The organism is Bacillus sp. LL01 (assembly GCF_001037965.1).
In genome coordinates, this window is record NZ_LFEL01000002.1 from 450,937 (window position 1) to 475,844 (window position 24,908).

Here is a 24,908-nt window from a genome sequence, read left to right on the forward strand (position 1 = left end):
AGAGATTGTCCGTTTTAGGGATGATCTTTCACCTCCAAGGATATTTGAGTTTAGAGGGAAGCAGAGGACTGTGCTACTAAAAACAACAAAAAGGTTTGAGCGCTCTGAACCTCAAACCTTATTTGTTAACAATAAACGTGTCTCCCTGCCTGTTCCCTCAATTTAACTATCAGTATCCTCATATAAACTATCTAAAAATTCATAAATATTATTTGCGAGAAAATACATATTGCTCATATCTTCTGCCTCTTTTTCATGATCCCAAAAATATAACTTCTCATAGTATTTTTTATCTGTTCCTAAGCATATGACGTTCCCATTGGAGTCATCTGCAATTGGTATGAAACCTTCTGGAAGCCTACCCTCATATATGTCTATAAAATCCTCTAAACTATCATACATATCTCCTATACCGTAGATTGCATTTAAGACACTCTCACCCTGATCATCAGATACATTAAAGACATTAGGCACAGCATACCCACCATTATTATCAAGTAAAAACTTTCTATATAGCTCAGTGAATTTAACATTATGAGTATTCTCAAATTGCTCAATTTCTTTAACTGACAGGGGCTTGTGAGAATCTATTATTTTCACCATTTACATTCTCCTTTATAAGTCTATTTACCATTGACAGTAGATACACCACCACTATGTGTAAATTCTGCATGGACTTTTCTATCCACTAGAATCATTGTTTTTCCATCTTGGTGATGATGCCACGTATAACCCTTTGGTGGTTGATTCGGTGCAGGTACAGGTGGATTACTGTCTTTATTTAAACCAGCTATAATATTTGCTCTTTTATTATCTTCTCTTCGATTAATAGGTTTAGCAATTTGAATTTCTACAGGCTTAACAATAGGATGAGCGTATTGAGAAAAGTCCGGATATCCATTTGGGTAATTTATTGTAACTCCAGTCTTATTAGTATAAATCCAAGTACCCTCACCATCAATGGCAATAACTCCACCTTTTTTATACCATTTTTCTGGTATTGGCGAGTTCATTGGTTTGGTTCTTAGAATTTCTTTTGTAAAGTCTTCTAGCTCTAATTTCCCTTTACCTTTACCCGTCTCTATCTCAATTCTGGTAATGATATTCTTATTGTTTTCCTGAAGTTCTTTCTTATAAAAAGAACCATCAAGTACATTTACCGGTCCACTAGCCATTGCTGGCTCCATGTCTTTTCTTGGAACCATTACATCCATTAATTGACGAACACGTTCCATACCTGTTTTAACATTAGTGCTGACGGCATTTTTTGCTCTATCTTTGTAGTAAATTACATTTTCTTTTGCTTTAGCCGAGAATCCACTCACAGCATTTTTAAGCTTCACTTTCTGGCTTTCAATTTGAATTTTCAGGTTATGCTCTATTTCCCTCCCTGGTTTTCCACCAAGCTTGCCTAGTTTACCAGCTTTCGTTAGACCTTTGTCTCCAATTACAGACGTTCCAATTATAGTAGCCGCATATCCAAACCATTCACCACGAGTCTCCGCTGTTCCATGAACAACCTGCTCATTGTAGGAATCTATTAAACTCTGACCAATATCCAACAAAAGTCCTGGATTATCTGCAACCGCTATTGCAAAATTGACTGTCTCAAGAAGTACTTCATCCATTTCAAAAACAAGACGCCGCAGCCCTTCAATTGTGTCCTTTCCCGCGTTCAGAAACCCTGTCCACAATCCACCTGCAAAATCCACACCAGCTTCCACTGCACCTTTCGGCTCTGGTTTAGCACAACTCGGATTCACCCATTGATCAAACGACGCCGCTTGCCCAACCGGATAAAACACACCAAGCTCCGGAAAATGCTCACTGTTCCACCGCTGCATGACGGTTTGGTTGTACAGCTTTGTCTGGAGCTTTCCGTAAGCCTCTAGATCCTGAAGCATTACAGGTGAGAAGCTGGTCAACTTCATCTTACCAGAAACGAATTGTTGGCTCATTTCTTCTATGTAACTCTGTATTAGAAATAAGTCTTCTATTAACGCCGTGAACGATTGGGTTTGTTGGTGGTCGAACTGGTGCAGTTTGTCCACGGTTTGGTTTGCTGATTGTTTGGCTTGTTGGATGCCCTCGTGGAACTGGTAATCTTGCAGCCTTGAGAGGTGCACAATGTCACTGACACGGCTGAGCTGGTAGTTCGTCTCCCCTGTCAGGTCGGTCACCATTCGGTTGATCTGATTCAACCCGTCCTCTAGCTCACTTGTCAGGAAACCCTCGTCGATAAACCCGCGGGCGTTGCCTTCCAGTCCATCCAATTCGTATTGCAGTTGTTGAAGCTTCGTTTGAAAGTTTGCCAGGAAGGTTTGGAAGAATTGCAGGAATGGGAGGTGCGCATATTCATAGAACCGCCTGATCGCACTGGCTCCTTTGCCGCGGTAGGAATCCTTTGAGGAAACAAACGACCTAATTCCGTTCTCTACATTATGTAGTTGCTTCTCGAGATCCGACAGTTGCCGGCTCATTCCCTTGACTCCATCGTGCAGGGAGGATACGTCTAAAACTTTCATGGTTCGCCTCCTTTCTTCAGTTTTTTACAGAAACTGTATATGTGTAAGTATGAGGTTTCGACTTAAAAGGGGAAATTCCTGCATGGGATTGGGAAATGGGATTTTTGGACTATAAACCTTTTAAATAGAGGAGTAATAAGATTATTTCTAGACGGTATAATAGATCATTTTGTGAATGAATACAATCCAAAAAAAAAGTGTACAAGCTATCATGCAAGTGTCCTAAATGTAAGCACTTGATAGAGATGGATATGAAAGAGGAGTAAAAAGCCTTTATTATCAGTTCACCACACACAATTTGGAAGGAGATTTGAATCTATTGTTGAAATATACTTACATGAGGAGGAGATAAGATGAGAGAGTTATTATATTATCCTAATTTCTTTATTGAAGATGAATCATGGCTTAAATTCGCTTTATTGTATGTAGGGAAAGTAGTTACGATTGTCCCAACAGAGGCAAATAGCTTTTTAACTGATACCCACAGACTTATATTAGAAGAAACAGATCTATTAAATTCACATTCACCAACTGAGAATGAAATTGAAGTTGCAACACAAAAGATGGGGATGGAATTAGGTCTTATTATGAATAATCCAATAAATGAATTCTTGTATAGTGGACCGCGTAATTTAACTCAATTGAAAGATGAAAACTTATTTACCTACGAATTGTTTGAAGGGAAATATCCTTTAGAATTAAAGAGAATGTTAATTTCAAATGGTTTTGCAAGTGAAAGTCAAAACGGAATACTTGTTCATAAAAACATGGCTAATATATATATGGCTATCTTGGCGCACACTATTGCAGTAGAGAAAGAACTTTCAACAATTACAGATGTGAAAAACAATGTGAATTTTGCCACGATTGATAGCATTATAAAAACTCACCAAAGAACACCCAATAAATATAAAACACTTACTGATTATATTACTGTTAATATACCTGAAAATATTGATGAAACAGATCTTTTAAGTTTAATTGAATTTAGAAATCATCCAAACAATCAAAGAAACCTACAAGCGTTTCAAAGCGCCATTGAAAAATTAGGCTTATTATCTAGTGAAAGTTTATCTGAAAACGAATTGATTGATATTAAGAAGGAACTTTTTGATGCCAAAAGACAATATCTTGCTAATATTGCTACTTATTTTGGTACAACTGGCATAGCTTCAAGTATTGGTGTTTTTCAACTAATAAATAGTGAGGCGCCACAATTAGATTTCTTAAGAGAAGTTTTAGGCATAGCTGCTATATTCGGTCAAAGAAGTATTTATGGAAGCATCAATGATTATAACAATTTACGGCATGCTACTAGTTATATTTCTGACATTGAAAACTTAAATAACCGTGGGTCTTGGTCTAGAAAACGCCAAGCACTTCCCGCAAATAAATAATACGACATATAGAAAGAAAGAAGGGTCCATGCCTTTCTTTCTTTTTAATATTTAAATCCTATAAGTTATAATATATCGAATTAATCTAGAATCAACATACCTCAATCTTTACTTCTCACCGCACTTCTTTTTTTATGCTTGTCTATTATTAAGCAACTTTTGAATGTCATATTCCCACTCTTGAATTGCATTTTCATATTTCTTTGCTCCGTTTCTTTGAGCTTTGAATCTTATAATAAAGCTTGCTAGTTTATCAATAACTTCAGATGTTGGGTATTCAGGCAATACCTCATTTATGAGTATATTCCATCTTCTATTTCTGCTTAATTTTGTGTGATATCCTTTTTTGCTTAAGAAAGAGGTTTCAGGATATTCATATATAGTAGGTGTGGCGTTATTGTTCTCTGTAACTTGTAAATTAGGTGGAGTAACATCGGTCTTTACATGTAATTCTAATAGCTCAATAGCTTCTGCAAATCCTTCTATCCTTCATATATACTCCACTTAATAAAGCAATATTTAGTTGTTCTTTTGTATATGTATGGTGCTGTAATAGTTTGATTAATTTAGGTACTTCATTGTTTTTGATTACATAATCTAATTGTTGTTTGATAGTGTTCATCGCTACTTTTCACGGCCTCCTAATGTTTAAATAAAATAACCAACAACCCCCAACCCTATCAACACAACCTGAGATCCCAACACCCCATACAACAGCATTTTAGTTGTCTTTGCATTAGCGTGCGACTTCTCTTCCATGTTTTTAATACGGCTTTCAGAAGCTTTCTTTAATTCTTCTATCTGGTTTTTTACAATTTCCATTCCTGCTAATAGTTTCGCTTCGCTCCGCTGATTATTCAGCTCTATTCCTTCGTGTATTGCTCTAAGATTGTCCTTTATATCAATCAAACTACTAGATAATGATTCTTTTGTTTCGATTAGAGCTTTAAGTACATTTTCTCGACCTTGTTCAGTAGTGTGAATAAATTGGTTGAGCTTGCTGACCAGTTCATTTTTACTAGATTCAAGCGCAGTATTATATGACTCCACTTTATACAATAAATGTTGATGCTGCTCTACCAATAATTCAGAGCCCTTTTTAGATTGCACTACCACCGATTGGCTTAGGTGATGCAGCCAATTACTGATATTGCTTAATGTTTCTTTTTGCTTTTCCTCCACCTGTGTCTCGAGGTCTTCCTTTATCAAGTGCAGATAGCTATTAACGGAGTCTGCTGATCTTTTCGTTGCTCGTTCCAATGTGGTTTGGGCAATTTGCACTTCTGTAAGGATATCTGTCATTTTTTCTTTAATTTCGTTATAAAACAAAGTGTTATACATGTCTTGGAGCTCTTCCATGGCTTCTGTGAGCTCTTGGGACTCCTTTTCTTTTTCAAGCAGTTTCATGTTTGGGTCGTTCCTTCCCTTTTACATAGCTGATAATGGTCTTGCTATCTTCTTTTAATAAATGTAGCAGATGAAAAGCTTGCCATTTCTCCACGTCGGTTCCATTAAGTAAATTTGATCTTAAAGAATGAAAAGCCTGTAGCGCGTTTTTGCTGAAATACTTCTCTAGCTGTTGGCAATGTTCAATATCTTGCTGCCAAATGGCTTCTTCTTGGACAAGGTTATGCAATAGTGCCTGAAGAGAGTCTTCAAGTTGCTGAAGGTTGTTTACTTCTTCTTGCAGCTCAAGGTCACGCTTTTTCTTTTTGGCAGCATTCAGAAGTATCTCTTTTTTGAAAACTTCCGCCAGCTCACGTTCAGCTCTTGATACCATTCTTTCAAAGGACTTAACATAGCTGTCCATCCACCTTTGAGTTGATTCAAGCACCATTTCAAGATCCCGGTCATAGTTTTTCCCAATCAGGTATGCATCCATTTTGGTATATACGTGCTCGATGTAATGGTCTGTTACGGGAGGCATCAACTGTATCCCCCACTCCTCCAACTCTATGTTTATGGCAATAACCTTCTGATTCACGATATCTTCCCATTCATGCTGATAGCTGGAGGCAAGTGCATTGATGGCAGATGCTCGTTTTGCACCCCTTATTCCTTCAAATCTACTTTGAAGATCTGCCTCCCAACCTAAGAAACTATTTTGGATATTTTCTATTTCAGGTTTGCTCTTTGATGTCGTCTGGGTTTCATCTAACTTCTGGTTTCTTTCGCGTAGCTTATTTACGAATCCTTTTTGTTTCTTTAAGTGTTCGTTCATCAATCTTAACTCTGCTCTAATCTCTTCTATTTCCTCTTTCTTTTTTTCCTCGGCAAGGCGATAAAGAGAGGCCAGTCGCTTGTAGTGCATGGCCTCTGCTTTTTGTGAGCTTAAATCGTGTCGGAGGGTTTGAAGGAGCTCCTCCATAAGATTAGCTACCTTTTCATACATACGTTGATCAGAACTCATCAAAGATTCTAATGACTTGCCAATTTCGATTGGGTATAAAATAGAAGAAATTTCGTGCGTTTCGAGCTTGCCTTCTAAACTGAAAAACAGTTCATTTGTGTAATAGTTCTTTAGGGTTTCGATTGTAAGATTTTCTGAGAGTTCTTTTTGTACCGACTCCAGGCTTGCTGCGTGTGTGGGGACAAGCCGGAAGCGGTCTGTTTCATTCATCCAGTATTTTACGTTTTCGTCTTCGAGTTGGACGTAGTTATTGATGACGGTGGCATCTTCTACAAGTAAAATAATTTCGCAGATGGGCAGCCATCGTTCTATGCATTCCCTTACTTGCTTTTGTTCCGCCTCTTCTGCGGAATACACTCCCGGCAAGTCGACCAAATTAAGCCCATGGGCTGGGATTTCAGTGTCAAAATATAGATTAGAGATCTCAATGACTAGTTGGTCTGTGGAAATTTGACCTTTAGTTTCCACATGATTTCGTACTTCAAATAAGGTTTGTTCCATTTGCGGACCGGTCAAGTTTCTTTTCCAGCCAGTTTCTTTAGAAAAGAAATGAAAATATTCGTCATGTGATAACTTGTATTCCGTTGCTGTAACCGTGGCAGAGTGACCGAGGGTTCTTTTTCCCCGCAGCCACCCTGATACAGTTTCGATAGAATCTTGACGGATTCCTAATAGTCTCAAGATGAGAGTGGATTTTCCTACTTGGGTCGGGCCGTACACTCCAATAGTAATCTCTGAAAGGTTGTCATTGTGAATGGCTTCGTCGACTTGAAGTTTTTGAAGACTCTGTTTGAATTCTTTTTCTGCTTTATGTGCCCAATCCCATCTTTTTTGATAGACATTATCCCAAATAGAGTTCATTGCGATAGGTCATCCCCTGTATGGTTCCAGCTACTTCTTTAATATGCGCAGCTTTATATCTCGTTGTATCCAGCTTCCCGAAATTGCTGTTTGAGTGGTTTTGAAAGGTTTCAACAGCAACCAGACGCTCTTCCATTTTGCTCATCACTTTGTCCAAGGTGGCCAAGATTGCTTCTTTCTGCTGAACTGCAATCGTTTGAAAGGCTCTGTTTGCATATGTACTTTGATGCAGACGCTGTTGCTCGACTTTTTGCAAGCCTGAGTTTACAGCGAGACCTCCCACAATTCCACCTATTAATAGGCCGGCAACTGGTCCTGCAGCGGCTGAGGAAATTCCGATTTTAGTGAGGATTCCCGTCAAGGCACCAAACGTATCAAATGTTCCATCCATTGCATCAATTCCCATGAACAGAGCCGTTCCTTTTACTAGATGGGATGTGTTGATATTAAGATTGTCAATCTTATTGGCAAGTGTTTGCACTTTCTGTTTACTTGCTTCCAGTTCTATTCCCTCCACCCTTTGCAGCACAGGCGAAGCGGCAAGGAGACTTTGGGTAAAGCCCAATGCCAGAAATGGGAGGATTTTAAGATCATCTTTTTCCAATTCAACTGGGGTGTCTGCTTTCTGTGGTTGCAAATAGTTTGTTAGTCTCTCTAAGGCAGATGGACCATCTAAGTTAAGTTGGAGTGACTGTGTTGCTTTTCCGGAAGTAGGGGCAATTATGGCAAAAGGATTATTTGGTGCTTTTTCCACCTTAACCTGCTGTTCCCCTTCTTGTGCAAAACCGAGTTCCTCTGCTTTATTTTTAAAAGTTGTGTTGAGTACTTCCATGATCAGTTTTTCAGAAACTTGTTCGTTACCTTTATTCCATATGTCCGTGGTCTTCTCTTTAAAAGTAATGCGGTCCGTTAGTTGTATTTCATCACCTTTAAAGAATTGGGCAAATGCTTTGAGTGGGCCTTTGTTATGTTGCACAAGGTACTTGTTCATTTCAGTCGAACAATTAATTGCATATTTACCAAGCGAGTCTTGCAGAGACTCTTCCAAAGATTTTTTTAATGCTTTTTTATCATTGTTAAACGTTTTTAAAACTTCGGATACGCTCGTCCGATTTTCTTCTTCGTCAAGAGTTTTATAGCGAATTTGTTCATTGATTGCGTTGGCGAGCAGGACTGCGTCAGCACTCAAATCTCTCATGATTTCCATTTGTTTTTTATAGGAGAAGTGATTTGATTTACCGTAACGATTGATAGAGGCTACTATGGTATCCTGCCAGTTGGATAAGTCCGCACTGTTTCCTGTAAAGGTAATCCGCCCGGCTTCCTCTTCCGGTATATCAAATTTTTCACTTAGTAATTTTGCATAATAATCTCTTTGGTCAAATGATAATTCATCACTGAAGGAGACGGCAAAGAGTGGCGCTTGGTCTTTGTAACGATTTATCATTGTTTGCATTATGAGTTGAAGGTTTTCTTGGGCTAGCATGCGATAATTCAACACAAATATGACGGAGGTAGACAGGGACAACATGAATTCAAGGTCACGCTGTGAGCGGTTCCGCTCGTTTCGCTCAAAGCCTGGTAACAGTGCAAGGGAAATCCCGGCTCCAAAATGAGTGATGGGAACTTCTATCTCAAGCCAAAGATCTTCGGACATAGGGTTTTTGGCAGTTTCTAAAAATTTCTTATGGGAGATTCTCTCATCTTTAATGATAAATTTACACTGTTCATTTGTTTGATCTACCATGGAACGTCTCAATTTGTATACATATTCGCCACTATTAATGACGGCTGATTCTGTTATCAGGATAGGCAGCGCTTCACTGCGGCCAGCACTGATTGGCAGTATACCATCCGGTAGCTGGTATAGCCTTTGGACAAAGGTGGTTTTTCCTGCACCTTGAAGACCTGTGACAGAGAAGATTGTTTTATCTTGTATTTTTCGTGCCATATTCAATTGGCCGCTTAAAAGCTTTGCATTTTCGAATTCATTTGAAGCTGCTTGCAATAAATCTTGTTCTGCAATCAGTGCGATTAGTTCCTGAACATCGTCAGCTAGCAGATTTAATAGTTTTCCTGGATCTCTGTTCAGTAGTTTTGTGTCGTTCATGGTTATCACCTTTCTATTTTGGGGTTTCGGTGGTGAATATTATTTTTTAGATGCAGGTTTGTTCTCTGTTTTCTATTAATGCGGTTTTTGGGCTAACTTTTTCTCTTCTTATTTTCTTATCGGTAAAAATTTGAAATTTGTTACTAATTACCTAGAATTTAGATATAAAGAATATTTCGCAAGAGCTTTTGGGGAAATGCCGTTCCAAAACTTTCTTACAATACTATGCGAAAATGGTCGATATATCCCGAATAAGTTAAAACCCCATTATGCTAACTTCATAAACAGATTTAATCAAACGTTTGTTTAAAAATAATTATTCAAGGAATTATTCAAGGAAAATATGATACAAAAAGGTCTGAGGAAATGATCCTCAGACCTTTCTTCTTATCAATGTTAAGACGGGTCGACGTGCCTGCCCCCTAAACCTATGGTTAGATTGTTAAGATTTGTTGGTATACTGTTACCCGCCAAATCCTTTACCTCTAAGAAGTAAACAAATTGTACTAATAGCACCTTTATGAGGCCCATCGGGCCAACAAGAGAAAATGTTTAACCGGCATTAATTACAGGCGGGATGGAAGGAAGCAGGGAACCGTCACTGTGCTTCCCCTCGCCATGCTATAATTAATACGAAAGGGGTGGTTTTATGGAAAATAGCGAAATAAAAGTAAGTGGCTTAATAAGTGAAGAAGCAATGAAGGAATATATGGTGTTTCACTCGAGCAAAACAAGAATATGGTATGTGATTTTATCGGTTTTACTCTATTCTGTCTTGATACGTATAGCAATCCCTGATGTATCGGTCATTATCATGCTAATTGCCAACTTGTTTATGGGCACCATTGTTTGGTTTATGGTATCGAAGATGTATTCTAAGAAAGGGATTAAAGAATATAGAAGTGATCTGCTCATGCAGCAAGAAGTTTTTTATACAATCAATGAAGTGGGGATTCATCAAAAAGTGGGAAGGTCAGAAATGCTGACAAGATGGGAAGACATTCTCTCCATCCACGAAACCAAAAACCTGTTTTTATTTTACATATCAAAAAACAAAGCAATCGTCATTCCGCAAAAATTCCTTTTGAAAAGTGAGATGCAGCGCTTGCGTCAGCTCATCAAGGAAAAGGAGAATTCCAAGGGTGCTGCCCTCGAATACACTGAGCCGGTTGCAAGAAAACAATCAGAAAACCCCGATGGTGTAAGCTTTACCATCTTCATTAGTGAAAAGATGTACATTGCCTATATTCACTTCCTCGCAAGAAAAGCGAAGGTATTGTTTCCGATTTGGGTTGGTGTGATTTATCTTCTCTTAGCACTGCTCTTGTTCAAGGAAATAACCATTTTCATCGCAGCATTTGCAGTAGCCATCAGCATAGCCAACAGGTTTTTGTTATCAACCGTTATTAATTGGAAGGCTGCAACAGAATACAGAAGTGACCGACGTATGCATAACGACATTCATTTAGAGGTAAGCCCGGATGGAATTATCCAAACCCTATCAAACTCACAGGCTGACTTTACGTGGGATAACATTTTATCTGTCCACGAAACGAAGACTTCATTCCTCTTTTTCTTTTCAAAAAATAGAGCAATCATCCTACCGCAAAGATACCTCGGACACGAAGAAAAAGAAAAATTAAAAAACATAATCAACGAACATGCAAGAACGAAAAAAGTTGTGTATATGAATAAAGCGAGCTGAGAAAAGTAAGAAAATGATTTGAAGAGGGAGTTCATAATCACAAGTTAACACTTTAATATATATAAGTGAAAGCGGAAGGATGATTTCAGACACTTCCTCCAACTGTTGTTGAGAAAAACCCATCGCAATGCGCTTACCTTTCAGTGCTTTTCCACCTTCTTGTTATCTACTCTATCTTTTGCACAGAACGACTTCGTTTTCAAGAAAAGGAATGTCTGAGTCTCCATTTTCATAGGCTTAGAGTAAAAGAAGGGAGCTGGTCTCAATGCTTGAGTGGAGTGCTGTTATTGCAGCTGTCGCGTTTACCATTCTCGTCGTCTATTTGATTATGACATTAAGAAAAGTAATGACCACACTTGCTGAAACGGAACAAACGCTGTCTGACGCACGGACAGCGGTGAACGGAATAACAGAGGAAGCAAAGGATTTAATTCATACAGCCAACCAAATTTCTGATGATGTAAAAGGGAAAATGAAAGCCGTAGACCCTCTAATTGAGTCCGCTCATGATGTAGGGGATATGATACACAATGTTACAAGTGAGATAAAGAGAACGGCTATGCAAAAGAGACAACAAAAAACCATTCATACGCAAGGAAGCAATCCAGTTCAAATTAAATTGAAGTAAAAAAGGGGGGAATCATGGGGACGGTTCTATTGCAGCCTCATAATCTGGAAGAGCACGAGAACCGTTCCAAAAACTAAAATAGCACAAGAAAACGCAGGGGAATTTACCTCCTGCGTTTATTTTAGGAAGCAAGGTGACGGTTCTCTGCTTCCTTCTCAACATAATATCTTCAAAACAGACTTAAACCAACATTTAAAGATTGTTATCAAAAATCTGCAGTTAAAGAATGTTCTAAAATTATACCATTATACCTTGCGGAAATAGTTGAGCGTTGTCGAAGGGCATACACCCCTTTATTCATAACGGAAAAATTGCAGTTAAACAAACATTTGTTTAAAAATAACTATCGAAGTAAAATAGTTCCAATGTAAACAACACTTTACTTAAACGCCCCAAACCCTTACTACGACGCCGATCATCCTCTTCATTCAGCCTTTGGCCAGTTCTCACAACTACAAAGTTATCCCGATATACCATGCACAAATAGTCGAGAAACCTCGAAGAACTACTAACCCTTTTAAAACAACCCCATAGATACATTTCAACAAACGTTTGTTTAAAAATTGCTTTATTAGGAAAGTATATTTTTTTTTGATTGCTGACGTTTCTCTAGGGAATAGCGACAATTTTCAGGAAAAGTCTATGCATTAGGTCTATGACTACCGGATTCTCTTACTGACTTCAGTTTCGGGCTTCATACGGCGTCTATGACTACTGGATTCACTTCCTGACTTCAGTTTCGGGCTTCATACGACCCCTATGACTACCAGATTCACTTCCTGACCTCAGTTTCGGGCTTCATACGTCCTCTATGACTACCAGATTCACTTACCGCCTTCGGTTTCGGGCTTCATACGTCCCCTATGACTACCAGATTCACTTACCGCCTTCGGTTTCGGGCTTCATACGTCCCCTATGACTACCGGATTCACTTCCTGACCTCAGTTTCGGGCTTCATACGTCCTCTATGACTACCGGATTCTCTTACTGACCTCAGTTTCGGGCTTCATACGTCCCCTATGACTACCGGATTCACTTCCTGACCTCAGTTTCGGGCTTCATACGTCCCCTATGACTACCGGATTCACTTCCTGACCTCAGTTTCGGGCTTCATACGTCCCCTATGACTACCGGATTCTCTTACTGACTTCAGTTTCGGGCTACGTCCCCTATGACTACCAGATTCACTTACCGCCTTCAGTTCTGGGCTTCATACGACGAAAAAAAATTCAAAAAACAATCGGGAAAAGGAAGCAGAGAACCGTCCCTTTGCTTCACCTTTGCTTCTTAACGCTCTAACGTATAGATAGGGCAGCTGCCTGTCCACTTAATTTTTCCTTGTTCCACTTTTAAACACAAAAAACACCAAAGAAACAAAGAATAAAATGTTTGATAGATTTACTAATAACTTCATTCCTTCTTGTGGTGCTTTTATATCCATTTAAAAAACAGCCCTTTATTACATAAAAAGAAGGACATGACCTGTCCCTCTGTCATTTGTCCCTTATATCCTACTCATCAATCTTCAGAAGGTAATGTTGGATCAGTACGATTGTCTGGGGTTACTGTTTCTTGGGAAGCTAGCATTTCGGTACTTGTGAAAGATGTGGAAGAAATTCCTAGGGAGAGGCAGATTACTGTTATTGCAGAACAAATGTACAACAATTTTCTCATTTTGATTCCTCCTAATTAATATCTACTTCTAGTATAATTATAGTGTATTTTCAAGTGTAATGATTTTGATGTATAGGTCCATTATCGGAGAAAGTATTGGATTTTACTCCTACTTGTAATAAATTGTGTATAATATATGATATTTGTCTTATTTTTAGGGGGGGACAAAATGATGGACAGTAAACTATTTGGAGAAGAAATTAAAAGGTTGAGAAAACAACAGCTATTATCTCAAAAAGAGTTATCCGATGGAATTTGCTGCCAGACAACTATTAGTAGTATTGAGAAAGGGCGTGCGTTACCTAGTATTGATATATTGTACTTTATTGCATTGCGGTTGAATGTTACCATTGACTATTTCTTTCAAAACAATTATCAAAACAATCAAACATATATATCTGATACAATTATCAGCATTGAAGAGTATGTAAAAGCAAAAAAATACCATGAGGTTTATGAGATAACGAAGCTTGAGAGAAAGTTACGTGAAGCAAGAGATCTTGGCAGGATGTTTAATCAATTTGTTGATTGGCATTTCTATAGGTCATCACAAATAATTGGCCTGATTTCTTGGGAAGAATGTGTGGAACATTTGAAGCTTTTACTTTTGAGTAAAGAGATAAATAAAGTGCATTTTCAAAACCTAAGAATTAAAAATGTCATTGCAAATGTATATGCTGAAAACGGAGATTATAAGGAAGCCCTGAAGTACTATACTGATATATTGAAAGCAAATATTAACCTGGAAGCATATCGACGTTTTAAACTGAAAGTATATTTTAACCTTTCTAAGTTGTATTTTTACGAAAAGTTGTACGAACAATCGATTGAAATTGCGGAAAAGGGCATAAAGTTATCTCGTGAACTAGAGGATATATCAATGTTAGGAAACTTATATATTCAGGCTTCTCAAAGCATGCTTAAGCTGAAAACATTTGATTCTAATACTATAAAAGAATATATGGATAACGCTAAGTTTGTTTTTCAAATAACGAAAAAGCAAAAAAATTTAGAATTTATTAAGGAGCTGGAAAAACAAGTTTCAGAATTGGAATTTTCTCAAGTGTAAAAAAGACGAGCTTCAAAAACCGCAAGACGGTCTTGGAGCTTGTCAATTCTACAGTTTCTATTGAATCAAGAGGCCGATAGTTCTTTATTTGCCTTTTCTTTTTTTACTAGGGAGGCAGTTTGCCATTTTCCTATGAGGTAATAGGACAAAGAATTTATAAACGTCATAATATTGATAAGGGAAAGGGCAATAATGACACCTGAAACCTTATCCGCAAATAGATTAGGGATAATTAGTAAGCTACCAAGGACAATTACATACATATTGGTTATGGTAAGGTACATGCCACCTTTATAGTCCCCGGAGCCAGCCACGACAAAAACAAAGATGAAAGAAATCGTATTTAGTGCCCATGGAATGCTATAAAGTAGGAAGAATTCTTTAAACCTTGCAATCATGTCGGCATCTGCGGAAAGTGCTGATGCAAGTATATCATTAGATAGTAGGATAACACTGACAACAAAGATACCGTAGCCTCCCAACACGAGGAACACTTTCCTGACTGTTTCTTTAATAGATTTTATATCTTCTTTCCCCATATAACCAGAAACAATCGGAATCAAACTGGCTGCAAAGTTTTGGGCGAATACCCCGAATACCATAAAGGCGTACATCCCAACGGCATAAACATTAAATGCTTCATCCGGATAATAGGAAAGAATGATAATATACAAGAACATGGACAAGTTGAAGGTGATTCCGTTGAAGATCTGGGAACCAACAAATTTTTTGTTCTCTTTGATGATCTCAAATGTTGGTTTGAATGACATCATGGCTTTGGACAGGCCAATTTTTAGAAAATCTTGATTGAAAATCTTAATCAGCAGATATAGTGTGCTTATTATATTCGCCAACACGGTACCAGCTGCTGCTCCACTCATCATCGACATATTGTAATAATCAAATAGTAGCATTGCTAGTGGTGTGATGAGTATATTTATCAGAATTGCAAAAAGGAAGCTCATATAGATTATTTTCAGCTTTTGAAAATATCTTGGAAGAAGCAAGAGAAAGTTATTTAAAGAGAAAAATAAATACCCAGCAAAATATACTAGTAGATAGTTATTCAAATATCCATTTACAGAGTCGTTCACCCCAAAAATATATTTGATGAAGGGAAGAATGCAAAATCCTAACAGCATCACAATGACACCACTGTATATAGAAAAGGAAAATGCATTTTTAATTCCTGCTTTTGCTTGGTCTGTTTTACTAGCACTATAGTTTTGACTAATAAAAATTAATAGAGCTGAAGTGACTGCTATGAGTACCATTTCGATAAATGTGATGATAGATGTAGATAGGCGCAGTGCCGACAATGCGTCTGTATCACCAATGAATACTCTGATCCATAGAAGATCTATTAAGATTAATAGCAAATCTGCTATTCCAATTAATGTTACAGGGAGAGAAAATTTTAATAATGTTCTCCATTTTGTATCCATTGTTTTTCCCCCAAGTTCTATTTAGCCCCTATAATCACACTGTACATAATGGTTTTTTGACTTCCATTGATGTCTAGTAAATTCTCGAAATCTCCTACACTAAAGCTTTTAACTGGCCTGCAATAGTTTTCTTCTGATGCATACATCATGCAGTAAAATTGTGCGAGAAAACCAATTGCCAAGATATATGGAGTGAACTTCTCTTCTTCTTTAAAAACATGGTTATCGATGGTAAAAACATACATCCCTGATACGCCTTTAAAGTTAATGTAGGGATAAATACTATTTAACTGTTTATAGTCCACCTTTGTTTGCCTTTCTGGTATGTTGAAGATCCCATTTCCGTCATTCTGTAGTTTGATTAACTGGATTGCGCTATTTTTTAGTGGTTCCACAAATAAACTGTCTAATTGTTTACAAAGTCGTTGAAAATCTGAAGCATCATCAAGTAACGGTACAAGATTAAAGGCTGTTATTGGATGTAAATATGGTCCGCTGTTCCTAATGGAGCTTAAATGATAGAATTTCTCCAACTTAGCATGCTGAAAATCTTGATTTGGGCTGTTTGCTTTTTTTAATAAAAGATACCCGTTTTTTTCAAAAACTTTATAACGAGCCTCACAAAGTGTTGCAACGTAATTGATGTTGAAAATTAAATGGCCGGCTTCTAATAAAAGTAGGCTTTTTTTGATGGACTTATAATAAGCGGGATATTCTTTGCCGTATTCAAGCAAAATGTCCCCTTCATCGCCTTCTCTTGCAGAATTCTCATAGAGCTCGAACTTTTTCGTTTGTTCGTTTTTGGTTATAAACGAGCCACTTTTCGTAGCAACGAATAAACGAATCGGGTACAAGCTTCGTGGGGATGGGTAGCCTTTGTGAACCTTAAAGTAAGTGTTTTTTTCTACTCTGTTGTAATCGTTGAGTCCTAACATGATCTCTTGAACTTGATCATCACAGACAGCATTGCCATCCAAAAGGACATAATCATCTATCTGATGCTCTAGCACCTGTTCCTCATTATTAAAAAGTGAATTGAATGCTAGTTCTTGAAGAAAATCATTCCTTGTATAATTCATGCCTGCTCCTCCTTATGCCAGTGGGTGAATATTACGTTCTTCCCATCTTATTTCGTCATCAAGCGTATTGGTTACCCTGACTAAGTCAGATGTGAAGTCGACAGGCAAAGCGCCAACGAGAAGTACCTTGGTACAGGATAAAGAAAGGGAGCTTAATAGTGAATTGGATTGATGAATAAGTAAAATGTTTTCATATTGTGCTTTCACTTTCTTGACAACATAAGCAAGCTCCTTCTGTAAATCCTCGGTATAAAATGAGTATTTCAACAGGTCAGCATACGCTTCTCTTCTAACATTACTAAGCTTCTTCTCTAATAATCCTTTTACTTTGTAAGAGGCAAATAGGTAGAAATGATCTTCAATGGAATCAAGTCTCTCCTTTGCTTCTACTTCTCTAATCATAGTGTTTAGGGTACCTTCTTTTAAGCCTGTTAAATTTAAGTAGGCATTATATAATTCGTGAAAGGCTGATTCTATCGCATGCTCAAGCTGTGGATGACAGCCAAGCCCTGTGATGGAATAGATTTGGTTATGAGCATCATTGCTTCGTATGAGTGCCCACACAACAGGTATTTGTGCCTCATTTGGGAGCAGATAGAATTCTAGTTCAAAGCCTTCGGTAGCAAAAAATAGCGTTTGACATTCATATCCTTTTAAATCTTCTATTTCAATTATTTGTGCATTTCGAAACCATGACTTGAAGAAGATATCCCTTTCATATGCTTCCAGGATGGAAAACAAAGCCGCTTCCTCGTCACAATTCCCAATAGCACAGCCATTGGAGCTTTCAATTGTGTATTTATTTTTCATCGCCGGCTTTAAGTATTGAACCATTTGTTCTGGCACATAGAAACACTCGCCGTTTACTAATGAATGTGCTTTCACCCAGACAATTTCCAGGTCATGGTGATAGCTTACCAAGTGATACTTATCTTTAGGAGTCTTTGAAGGATAAAGACCGAATTTTTCTGGATTGACTACGGCCACTTTGTTCTGTAGTTGATGATAAGATCCTGTGATGGCATCAGGAAGATCCAGTAGGCTAGAATACCTTTCGGTGTACTCCATTAACGCTTTTCTTGTTGCTGTAGGTGGATGGTAATCAAACCCAAACCCTTGTATCGTGAAGTATTTTCTGTTTGCAACTGCGATGGAAGATCCTGTATCTCTGATAACATAACCGCCATGTATATGAAACAACGCATTTTTCAGATCCTCAAGCGACAAGTGAGATGGCAACCGCTTACTGCTTGCTGTGTTCTTAATTGGTTGTTTTATCCGGTCATAACCGTAGGTGAAGGTTACGGTCCGTTTTGGGATATCCAGATTATATTCTTTAAATTTTTGCACGTTTATTTTGAAAAACAAGATGCTTTTCTCAACACTTTCGATGTCTGGACATGAGTAGGAGCTTGTGGGTACCTCTCCTGAAAGTATTGGATTATTCAGTGTCTGCTCTTCTTTTTTCTTCCTTTGTATTGTAATACTTTCATCATCTGAGACAAAGGATATGTGGTAGTGGCCGTATTCACCTGATAGAAAGTGTTTGGTGAAAACAGCATTTACCTCTTTGATGCCCATCATCGTACTAATTCCTCTGTTTTCTCTGGAGCGGTGATTCCATTGAGATGCAAGGTTAATAGGTAGCTTATCGGATTGATGGTTGGGGTCTTCGGGTGTGAATACGTTTGTTTATTTATAGCAAGGTACAAAGAATCATTTGTTTCTTCTATTTCCAATTCTTGCTGAAATTTAATGAACCATAACTTTTTTAGGAGTGTTTTGACTTTTTCAGTCTCGACCTTATCAATAGGTAGCAGATCAATGGTAGCTTCCATTTGAAAATGCCGTGCAAGCAGCTGGAGAAGATTATTGATTGCATCCTCTTCCTGAAAACCTATACTCACAAGATCATTTTCCAGCCAGTCTGATTGATAGGACAAACGAACAAAAGGGAAATAGTGTTTAAAATCAAAGGTTACTGGCCCTTTGTTTAATTTTTCATTCATGAAAATGCTGGATTTGAAATTTTTGTAGTTAATATGATTCTGCGCGATCATTCTTGATGTGTTTTCGTATATGGATAGATCAATAACCATTATTCCACTTTTAAGAAGTGATGGTTGAATAGCTTTCTGTTGCAGTTGCTCTAAAAAAACATGGGCAGCATATTCTAAGTAATCATCGCTCCAAACTTCTGAGTTGTTAGTATCAATTGCGTAATTGGAAATATACATTTCGCTTTCCAAAAATGTAACGTGCAGTTCATACTCGCCAATACTACCATTAATTAAAAGGAAGGAATCCCCATCTACACTTTCAACTTTGTGACCACACTCTCTTTTTAAAACCTCGATAAACGGCGGAGGACCAGAAATGCGGTGGATGTCATCAAAGGAAACTTCCTTCTTTTTCTCTAAGGTCGTAGCCATTCCTTTTTCCAACAGCAATTGCAAAATCTTCCCGTCAAATGCGTGATCAGAAGCAACAGGTTCCCCTGCTTTCAATGTTTTAATAATTTGATAAACTCTATTCCTTGACGCTTCATTCAGCACTAGCTTTAAATTTTTTTCTTTTGTGCAAATATAAAAATCATTTTCTGTATCGATGATATATATGGTTGGGTCAAGAAATACCTTCATCCGTGTACCTCCTCCTTCTTAAACCTGATCGAGCATAGCAAATAATTCATATAAAATTTGTCTAGTGGTTTGATGTTTAGGAGCACCAGTTTTTCATATAACACATTTAATATCCAACGGTTGGTGATTAAAACCGAATCCTTTAAAATTAATTTACTTAACGTGGGAGTTCCCATCGCAAGCTTATGCCTGTTTGAGGATGCTGCCACCTTCTTCTCGATATGGGCATCGTCATGTGGCGAATGAAAGTCCAGCACGTCACGTTTCACAGCATCCTTCATCTCTTGAAACAGCACTTTTAACTCTCGTGTTAGAGCATTATCCTTATCCAAATTTTCCATTAAGCTCTCCCTATCATTCTCAGCAGCTTGTTCAAATCTCTCGACGATAGCCTGTTTATTTTTTTCATTTAAAGAGTGTAATAGACCAAGGTAATGAGAAAGATGTGAAACAAAACCATTGGAATAGAGTGCATGCTCCCTAGAGAGTACCGTATCTGGTAGATACGCGCAAAAAGGTACTATATCCTTTGTAATAGAGAGGATGTTGTTATCCTTGTTCCAATAACAATTAATAAACCACCTGTCAAAAATTTGATTAATTTTTATGTATATCTGTAATTGCTTTTTATTCTGAAAGCCGTATAAATCCTCCCTTTTTGCAATGAGAACTTTGTTTTGATGAATAACCTCGAGCGCCTTCTCTTTCATGGCTATCTCTGCAACCTTCTTATATCTGTTTCTGAAAGCTGCCTCATCATACCTCTCTGTTGGGTGAGCAATTAGCAAGCTGGCAAATTCAGCGGAAATCTGGCTTATTTGAGTATGGGTAAACCAACCAAAAACCGATAGATGAAAGCCGTTTTCAAAGCTCTTCTTGAGAGATACCCTTGTATCGTCCTTCAACAAAGCGCGGATGGATGAATAAATTGGGTGATGGTCCACTTCATTCATGAAGATGTTCATTTCATAAAAGTTCATCGTATTCTCCTTTAATCTGCAATCTATATTTCAAATTGTGAAAAATATATTTGACCAAGCAATTCACTTCGCCTTCCAGTTGCTTATTGATCCCAATCACCCTATTTAAGGTCATATGAATGATACTGTTAAAAATGTAATCTCTTCTTTCTGGTGAAAATTGTTGATTTACCATGCTCGAGTAACGCCGTCCTGCTTCCTTTTTTCTCTTAAAAAGTCCATGCTGATGTTCTTTATATAGTTCCAACGCCTGATTTCCAAGCCCCGTATAAAAATTCCTGTTTGACTTAAACTTCTTCAAGTAATCTTCATCGGTATTTGCCTGAACATGCAAATGCAGCTGCTCAAGATAGGATGCTGCGCTCTCATAGCTGTCGTGAAAATCGAATACTGTAAATAACATCGAAATAATGCCTTGTTCTGCTTCCTTTGTCATTTGCCACTTCTTTTGCAGATTCAGTTGAAAACCTACCATTGTTTCTTGGCAAAAGTATTGGTAAGCACCTTTAGAGATAGTGCTTCCTCCATATCTGCTATGCTCAGGTTCAAATAAATGGGTAGAATAATCCTTTACTAGCTCATTCATTCGAAGATCTTCTAGGGTTTCCATTAACGAATTTTTCGTATCAAGACTTTTCACTGTTTTATATCGAATTCTTAGGTGCGGCTGTCCTGAAAAATCCAAATAGTTTATATAGAACACCTCTGAAAATTTGCTTTTATATAGACTATCTAAACAGGAACTTAGAACCGCTTGCTTTTGATTTTGATGGTAATAAATTTTATAGTACACCCATTCATGTTCGATCAGTTTTTCATATGTACCCACATCTTCTGCGGGGACATTCCTAACTGAGCTTCGGGGCATTGGGGGTAATGTAACAATGTAATCTTTCACATAATTTCGTTTATGTTGAATGGTTTCATTTAGTTCTGGCGCTTCGATAAATGTTAAATAGTTACTATATTTACTAGTCTTTTTAATGGCATCAATTACTAAATCCTGACCAATAGTGGTATGTAGCAAAATCGGTAAGGTTTTATCTCCATCAAGGAGATAAACATAGTGTTCAGCTAAGGAATTCTCTTCTACCAATTGCTTTAAGCGCTGCCGTGGTTCCGCTTTTAGTTCTTCCAACGGAATATTCCACCTTCGTGGAGAGAGAATAATATTTTTATACTGAATCCTTGGAAGATACCTGAGCGTTTTCAATCTTCCTAAGCTTATATTTGTTGGTACTTCACTAATGTATTTGCCAAACAGAGATAAAAAAAGAAGCGGCTTTTGCTCCACAAAATTATTGTAGTAAAGCATATGAGTAGAGACCGGTAACAATCGTTTATTGTGTTTTCGACTTTTTAGATATAACCCACCTGAATCTGCTCCAACATAGATGTCGCCTAGTTGGATGACATTGTCCTTCTTTTCACTTCTAGAGGTGATATCAATCACATAATCTGGCTTTTTATAAGAAATACCTAAATCAGGATAATTGATGGGTACTCCATTTAACTCACAACTGATATAGTGGTCATCCGAATAATATGGGGCCGTTTCCTGATGCTGTTCTAAGTCCAGCCTTCCTGAAAAGGAGGTTGCTGTGTTTCCGAAAGAATTTACTCCTAAGTGAAAGAGTTTCTGGCCGTTTTCTTCCACGGTGGAAAATTTCATATCATATCCATCTTTTAATTTGTGCTGACGATTATTTTTATAAATGGTGGAAATAGCCTTCATGTCATCTTCATGTAGCTCCAACGTGTACTGGTTGGAACATTGATTGCTCCAAAGTTTATCCAGCATATAGGAAATAAACTCCTCATCCTGCTCCGAGTTTTGATTTTGATTTTGAAAGGACGGCAAACCGATACCTTTATCACTATCGAGTAACTCTATTAATGGCACTTCATTAAAAAATCCATATTTATCAACAAACTGTAAATAATAATGATCCCAAGTATTTGCTGTAAACTGCTGACTGAGATTTGCCAAAAGGGAAAGGTTTTCTACCATTGCCTCGATTTCGTTTTTATCTAATTCTGTTTGCTCATCCATTTGCTTTCGATAGACAGAGTCGATGACAAGGTATTTATCACTTTCTACTAGCCTTTTCATTGTGCTGATAATTTCCAAATATGTTGGTATTCCCTCTCCCACTTTTTGATCCTTATAGGTCTCAATCATAGTGGAGATAGAACGGATTGTGGAATATAGCTCATCACCAAAAAATCCTGAACTTGCTAAAAGCTTTTCTAGTAGATCATCATCCTTTTCATAGTAAACAGACGGCTGTAACTCACTAACAAGAAATTGATTTTTTAACAGATTTTTTATCGTTGTCAAACACAGAAGCTTCTTATCCGTATCTTCTGGAACAATACGATTTAATAAATCTACTATCTTTATAGGGGAAATAGAATGGTTTACTAGGGTTTTGATAAGAAGACCTTTTTTAATTTTCAGTTGTTGAAAGTTATTCTGAAGAATAATATCCAAGTTATAATGTTGACTGCTTTCTACTACTAATGGATTTAATGACACCTTCATTTCAGATTCCATTCCTTGTACATCTTCTATGATAGCTACTAGCTTTTTGTACCATTTAATAGACAGTCTAACTTTTTTCTCAGCTGATGCATGTTGCTCAACTACAGCTGCAGAAAATTCCCTACTAGATATTCCAGAGAACAGTCCAAAAGGCATGGTTCTTGAGGACATACGAAGTAAGTACTTCACAAGTGATAACCTTGCACCAGCAGTAAGCTTTCCATCTACTAATTGTTGGTATAGACTAGCGCTTGCAATAAGAATTCTTTCTTTGATTTGATCTTGACTTAAATAAGCAGCTAATACTGCTTCTAGCTCCTCATCATTATTAAATATTGTATCCAGCACATCTACGTTCAGCGCTGGCCTCCTTACTAAATAGTTGTCCATTACTGCCATTCTTTAGGACCTTCCCTTCAAGCGAAAATTTGAAATGAAAGTTGAAAGCTCAGTTCAAATTTGAACTGAGCAATCAGTAGAAAAGTATAAAAACAAAATTAGCTTTGAGTTACAACTACTGAGCAAGAGTTATGCCCTTGAGATGCTCCCATTGTATCAAGTACAGTTGCGGAAGAAACTTCGTACACTTCTAACTCTAGTTCGAAGTCCTCAACTTTCAAGTTAAGTTCTTTCATCATTATTCCTCCTCTCCTATAAACTAGGCCCTGAACGAATAATAACATAAGTCAAAATTATATGAATTTTCCAATAAACACGATAAGAAACAGGTTTTCTACTCTATTCAGCTCTGAAAATATGTTTTTATATAAAAATAAGGAATTAATCTTATTTAGAATTACTTTAAGAAAGGGGGATGGCATTCATTGAGACAACAAGATTCTAATTGTCCAAGGATAAAGATGCCAACGAAGTTTTCTCTGTAGGAAATGGCGTGAATGTTTTTTGCTGGAAGTGAGGGGGTCTTACCAGAAATGTAATTTCAACAGGGTAAAGAACAGGCAGCTAGATGGATTCTTTTAGTTTTATGAGAAGCAGCGTGACGGTTCTTCGCTTCCTTCTCAACATAATATCTTCAAAACAGACTTAACACCAAAATTCTAAAGGGTGGAGGAACTTACCCCCACCCTTAATTTATATCTTCAAGAGACTATCCTATATTAGCAATGATCTGTCCCCGTGCTTCCCAGCAACTGCTCTCTCAGACGGAATTTATTAAACTAAAAAAGTGTTCTTGTTTTTGGGTTTTGTTAAGTTGATACCATGAGTGTAATGTGTTGGGTGATAATACTTCTAGTTTTACGAGTACTTCCCTTGCAAATTCAAGGGGAGCGATGCCGGATGCGGTGATTAGGTTATCGCTGGTTGTTGCTACCTGTCCCTCCTCGTGAAACTTTTCTCCGTTATAGTGAGGACATACCATTTTTAAGTAGTCCAAGTTATTACTTGTATGTTTTCTATGATCGAGGTAGCCCATATTTGCAAGTCCCAAGGTTGCGCCACATATTGCGGCAACTATGGTTCCTGTCTCCAATGCTTCAGCAATTTTTTGTAAAATGGGGTGTTGGGCAGTTTCTCCCCAGGTTTCCCCTCCAGGTAAAATGAGCAGATCTGACTTCTTAAAGGTACAGTGATCAAGGGAAAGGTCTGGAGTTATTTTGAGTCCTCCCATTGTGGTAATCGTTTCTTTGGTAGTTCCTACTGTTACTACGTTTATAGGGGCGATTTCTTCTTTAAAGTATCTCCCAGTGTTTAGTTCAGCTATTAAATAGCCACCAATCTGACATAGTATTAAATACATACAGATAGGCTTTATTAGTTTTCATCTGCGATTGCTCCCATCATCATTGATATTACCTAGTATAATAAAACTTCCCTGA

Annotated in this window: 16 protein-coding genes and 1 pseudogene; 4 read left to right on the forward strand and 13 right to left on the reverse strand. The window is 37.6% G+C overall.

What is annotated here, in order from left to right:
• Window positions 1-162: 162 nt before the first annotated feature.
• Both AB685_RS08630 and AB685_RS30240 read right to left on the reverse strand, forming a co-directional pair.
• Window positions 163-603, reverse strand: a complete 441-nt coding sequence (locus AB685_RS08630) for an SMI1/KNR4 family protein (protein WP_047970178.1) — start codon at window positions 601-603, stop codon at window positions 163-165.
• A gap of 20 nt (window positions 604-623) precedes the next feature.
• Window positions 624-2,525, reverse strand: a complete 1,902-nt coding sequence (locus AB685_RS30240; protein ID WP_198530474.1) for a T7SS effector LXG polymorphic toxin — start codon at window positions 2,523-2,525, stop codon at window positions 624-626.
• A gap of 353 nt (window positions 2,526-2,878) precedes the next feature.
• Between AB685_RS30240 and AB685_RS08640 the strand changes: the two genes are divergently transcribed.
• Window positions 2,879-3,922 (forward strand): hypothetical protein, encoded by a 1,044-nt coding sequence (locus AB685_RS08640; RefSeq protein WP_047970179.1) that lies wholly within the window; start codon window positions 2,879-2,881, stop codon window positions 3,920-3,922.
• A 648-nt stretch (window positions 3,923-4,570) separates the two neighbouring features.
• Here the strand turns inward: AB685_RS08640 and AB685_RS08645 are convergent.
• The 3 genes from AB685_RS08645 to AB685_RS08655 are packed head-to-tail and all read right to left on the reverse strand — an operon-like array spanning window position 4,571 to window position 9,303.
• A complete protein-coding gene (locus AB685_RS08645) occupies window positions 4,571-5,329 on the reverse strand; it encodes a hypothetical protein (RefSeq protein WP_047970180.1) in 759 nt (252 codons plus the stop codon).
• Entirely contained in the window at window positions 5,316-7,193 is a 1,878-nt protein-coding gene (locus tag AB685_RS08650) for a GTPase (protein ID WP_047970181.1), read from the reverse strand. Before AB685_RS08650 ends, AB685_RS08645 begins: the two co-directional genes overlap by 14 nt.
• Window positions 7,174-9,303 carry a hypothetical protein gene (locus tag AB685_RS08655; protein WP_047970182.1) on the reverse strand — a complete coding sequence of 710 codons (2,130 nt, stop codon included), beginning with the start codon at window positions 9,301-9,303 and terminating at the stop codon, window positions 7,174-7,176. Before AB685_RS08655 ends, AB685_RS08650 begins: the two co-directional genes overlap by 20 nt.
• A gap of 649 nt (window positions 9,304-9,952) precedes the next feature.
• Between AB685_RS08655 and AB685_RS08660 the strand changes: the two genes are divergently transcribed.
• The 3 genes from AB685_RS08660 to AB685_RS08670 all read left to right on the forward strand — a co-directional run bounded on the left by AB685_RS08660 (window position 9,953) and on the right by AB685_RS08670 (window position 14,379).
• A complete protein-coding gene (locus AB685_RS08660) occupies window positions 9,953-11,008 on the forward strand; it encodes a YcxB family protein (protein ID WP_047970183.1) in 1,056 nt (351 codons plus the stop codon).
• Between the two features lie 265 nt (window positions 11,009-11,273).
• Window positions 11,274-11,636, forward strand: a complete 363-nt coding sequence (locus AB685_RS08665) for a DUF948 domain-containing protein (RefSeq protein ID WP_047970184.1) — start codon at window positions 11,274-11,276, stop codon at window positions 11,634-11,636.
• 1,843 nt (window positions 11,637-13,479) lie between these two features.
• Window positions 13,480-14,379 carry a helix-turn-helix domain-containing protein gene (locus tag AB685_RS08670; protein WP_047970185.1) on the forward strand — a complete coding sequence of 300 codons (900 nt, stop codon included), beginning with the start codon at window positions 13,480-13,482 and terminating at the stop codon, window positions 14,377-14,379.
• Window positions 14,380-14,444: 65 nt separating this feature from the next.
• Here the strand turns inward: AB685_RS08670 and AB685_RS08675 are convergent, their stop codons facing one another.
• From AB685_RS08675 to AB685_RS08705, 8 genes and pseudogenes are all read right to left on the reverse strand, one after another.
• Window positions 14,445-15,824 carry an MATE family efflux transporter gene (locus AB685_RS08675; RefSeq protein WP_047970186.1) on the reverse strand — a complete coding sequence of 460 codons (1,380 nt, stop codon included), beginning with the start codon at window positions 15,822-15,824 and terminating at the stop codon, window positions 14,445-14,447.
• Between the two features lie 17 nt (window positions 15,825-15,841).
• Window positions 15,842-16,903 carry a hypothetical protein gene (locus AB685_RS08680; protein WP_047970187.1) on the reverse strand — a complete coding sequence of 354 codons (1,062 nt, stop codon included), beginning with the start codon at window positions 16,901-16,903 and terminating at the stop codon, window positions 15,842-15,844.
• A 12-nt stretch (window positions 16,904-16,915) separates the two neighbouring features.
• A complete protein-coding gene (locus AB685_RS08685) occupies window positions 16,916-18,487 on the reverse strand; it encodes a YcaO-like family protein (RefSeq protein WP_047970188.1) in 1,572 nt (523 codons plus the stop codon).
• Window positions 18,484-19,545, reverse strand: coding sequence for a hypothetical protein (locus AB685_RS08690; protein ID WP_047970189.1), 1,062 nt, complete (start codon window positions 19,543-19,545; stop codon window positions 18,484-18,486). Before AB685_RS08690 ends, AB685_RS08685 begins: the two co-directional genes overlap by 4 nt.
• Window positions 19,542-20,525, reverse strand: coding sequence for a hypothetical protein (locus AB685_RS08695; protein WP_047970190.1), 984 nt, complete (start codon window positions 20,523-20,525; stop codon window positions 19,542-19,544). Before AB685_RS08695 ends, AB685_RS08690 begins: the two co-directional genes overlap by 4 nt.
• A complete protein-coding gene (locus tag AB685_RS08700; RefSeq protein WP_047970191.1) occupies window positions 20,512-23,469 on the reverse strand; it encodes a thiopeptide-type bacteriocin biosynthesis protein in 2,958 nt (985 codons plus the stop codon). The genes AB685_RS08695 and AB685_RS08700 overlap by 14 nt, the downstream gene beginning before the upstream one ends.
• 98 nt (window positions 23,470-23,567) lie before the next feature.
• Window positions 23,568-23,708, reverse strand: coding sequence for a hypothetical protein (locus tag AB685_RS31245; RefSeq protein WP_157860709.1), 141 nt, complete (start codon window positions 23,706-23,708; stop codon window positions 23,568-23,570).
• A gap of 521 nt (window positions 23,709-24,229) precedes the next feature.
• Window positions 24,230-24,854 (reverse strand): annotated as a pseudogene (locus tag AB685_RS08705) (type 1 glutamine amidotransferase family protein).
• Between the last annotated feature and the right edge of the window lie 54 nt (window positions 24,855-24,908).

Excerpts from the sequence above, each read along its gene's own strand:
- AB685_RS08630 (WP_047970178.1), bottom strand. The coding sequence starts at position 603 with ATGGTGAAAATAATAGATTCTCACAAGCCCCTGTCAGTTAAAGAAATT.
- AB685_RS30240 (WP_198530474.1), bottom strand. The coding sequence starts at position 2,525 with ATGAAAGTTTTAGACGTATCCTCCCTGCACGATGGAGTCAAGGGAATG.
- AB685_RS08640 (WP_047970179.1), top strand. The coding sequence starts at position 2,879 with ATGAGAGAGTTATTATATTATCCTAATTTCTTTATTGAAGATGAATCA.
- AB685_RS08645 (WP_047970180.1), bottom strand. The coding sequence starts at position 5,329 with ATGAAACTGCTTGAAAAAGAAAAGGAGTCCCAAGAGCTCACAGAAGCC.
- AB685_RS08650 (WP_047970181.1), bottom strand. The coding sequence starts at position 7,193 with ATGAACTCTATTTGGGATAATGTCTATCAAAAAAGATGGGATTGGGCA.
- AB685_RS08655 (WP_047970182.1), bottom strand. The coding sequence starts at position 9,303 with ATGAACGACACAAAACTACTGAACAGAGATCCAGGAAAACTATTAAAT.
- AB685_RS08660 (WP_047970183.1), top strand. The coding sequence starts at position 9,953 with ATGGAAAATAGCGAAATAAAAGTAAGTGGCTTAATAAGTGAAGAAGCA.
- AB685_RS08665 (WP_047970184.1), top strand. The coding sequence starts at position 11,274 with ATGCTTGAGTGGAGTGCTGTTATTGCAGCTGTCGCGTTTACCATTCTC.
- AB685_RS08670 (WP_047970185.1), top strand. The coding sequence starts at position 13,480 with ATGATGGACAGTAAACTATTTGGAGAAGAAATTAAAAGGTTGAGAAAA.
- AB685_RS08675 (WP_047970186.1), bottom strand. The coding sequence starts at position 15,824 with ATGGATACAAAATGGAGAACATTATTAAAATTTTCTCTCCCTGTAACA.
- AB685_RS08680 (WP_047970187.1), bottom strand. The coding sequence starts at position 16,903 with ATGAATTATACAAGGAATGATTTTCTTCAAGAACTAGCATTCAATTCA.
- AB685_RS08685 (WP_047970188.1), bottom strand. The coding sequence starts at position 18,487 with ATGATGGGCATCAAAGAGGTAAATGCTGTTTTCACCAAACACTTTCTA.
- AB685_RS08690 (WP_047970189.1), bottom strand. The coding sequence starts at position 19,545 with ATGAAGGTATTTCTTGACCCAACCATATATATCATCGATACAGAAAAT.
- AB685_RS08695 (WP_047970190.1), bottom strand. The coding sequence starts at position 20,525 with ATGAACTTTTATGAAATGAACATCTTCATGAATGAAGTGGACCATCAC.
- AB685_RS08700 (WP_047970191.1), bottom strand. The coding sequence starts at position 23,469 with ATGGCAGTAATGGACAACTATTTAGTAAGGAGGCCAGCGCTGAACGTA.
- AB685_RS31245 (WP_157860709.1), bottom strand. The coding sequence starts at position 23,708 with ATGATGAAAGAACTTAACTTGAAAGTTGAGGACTTCGAACTAGAGTTA.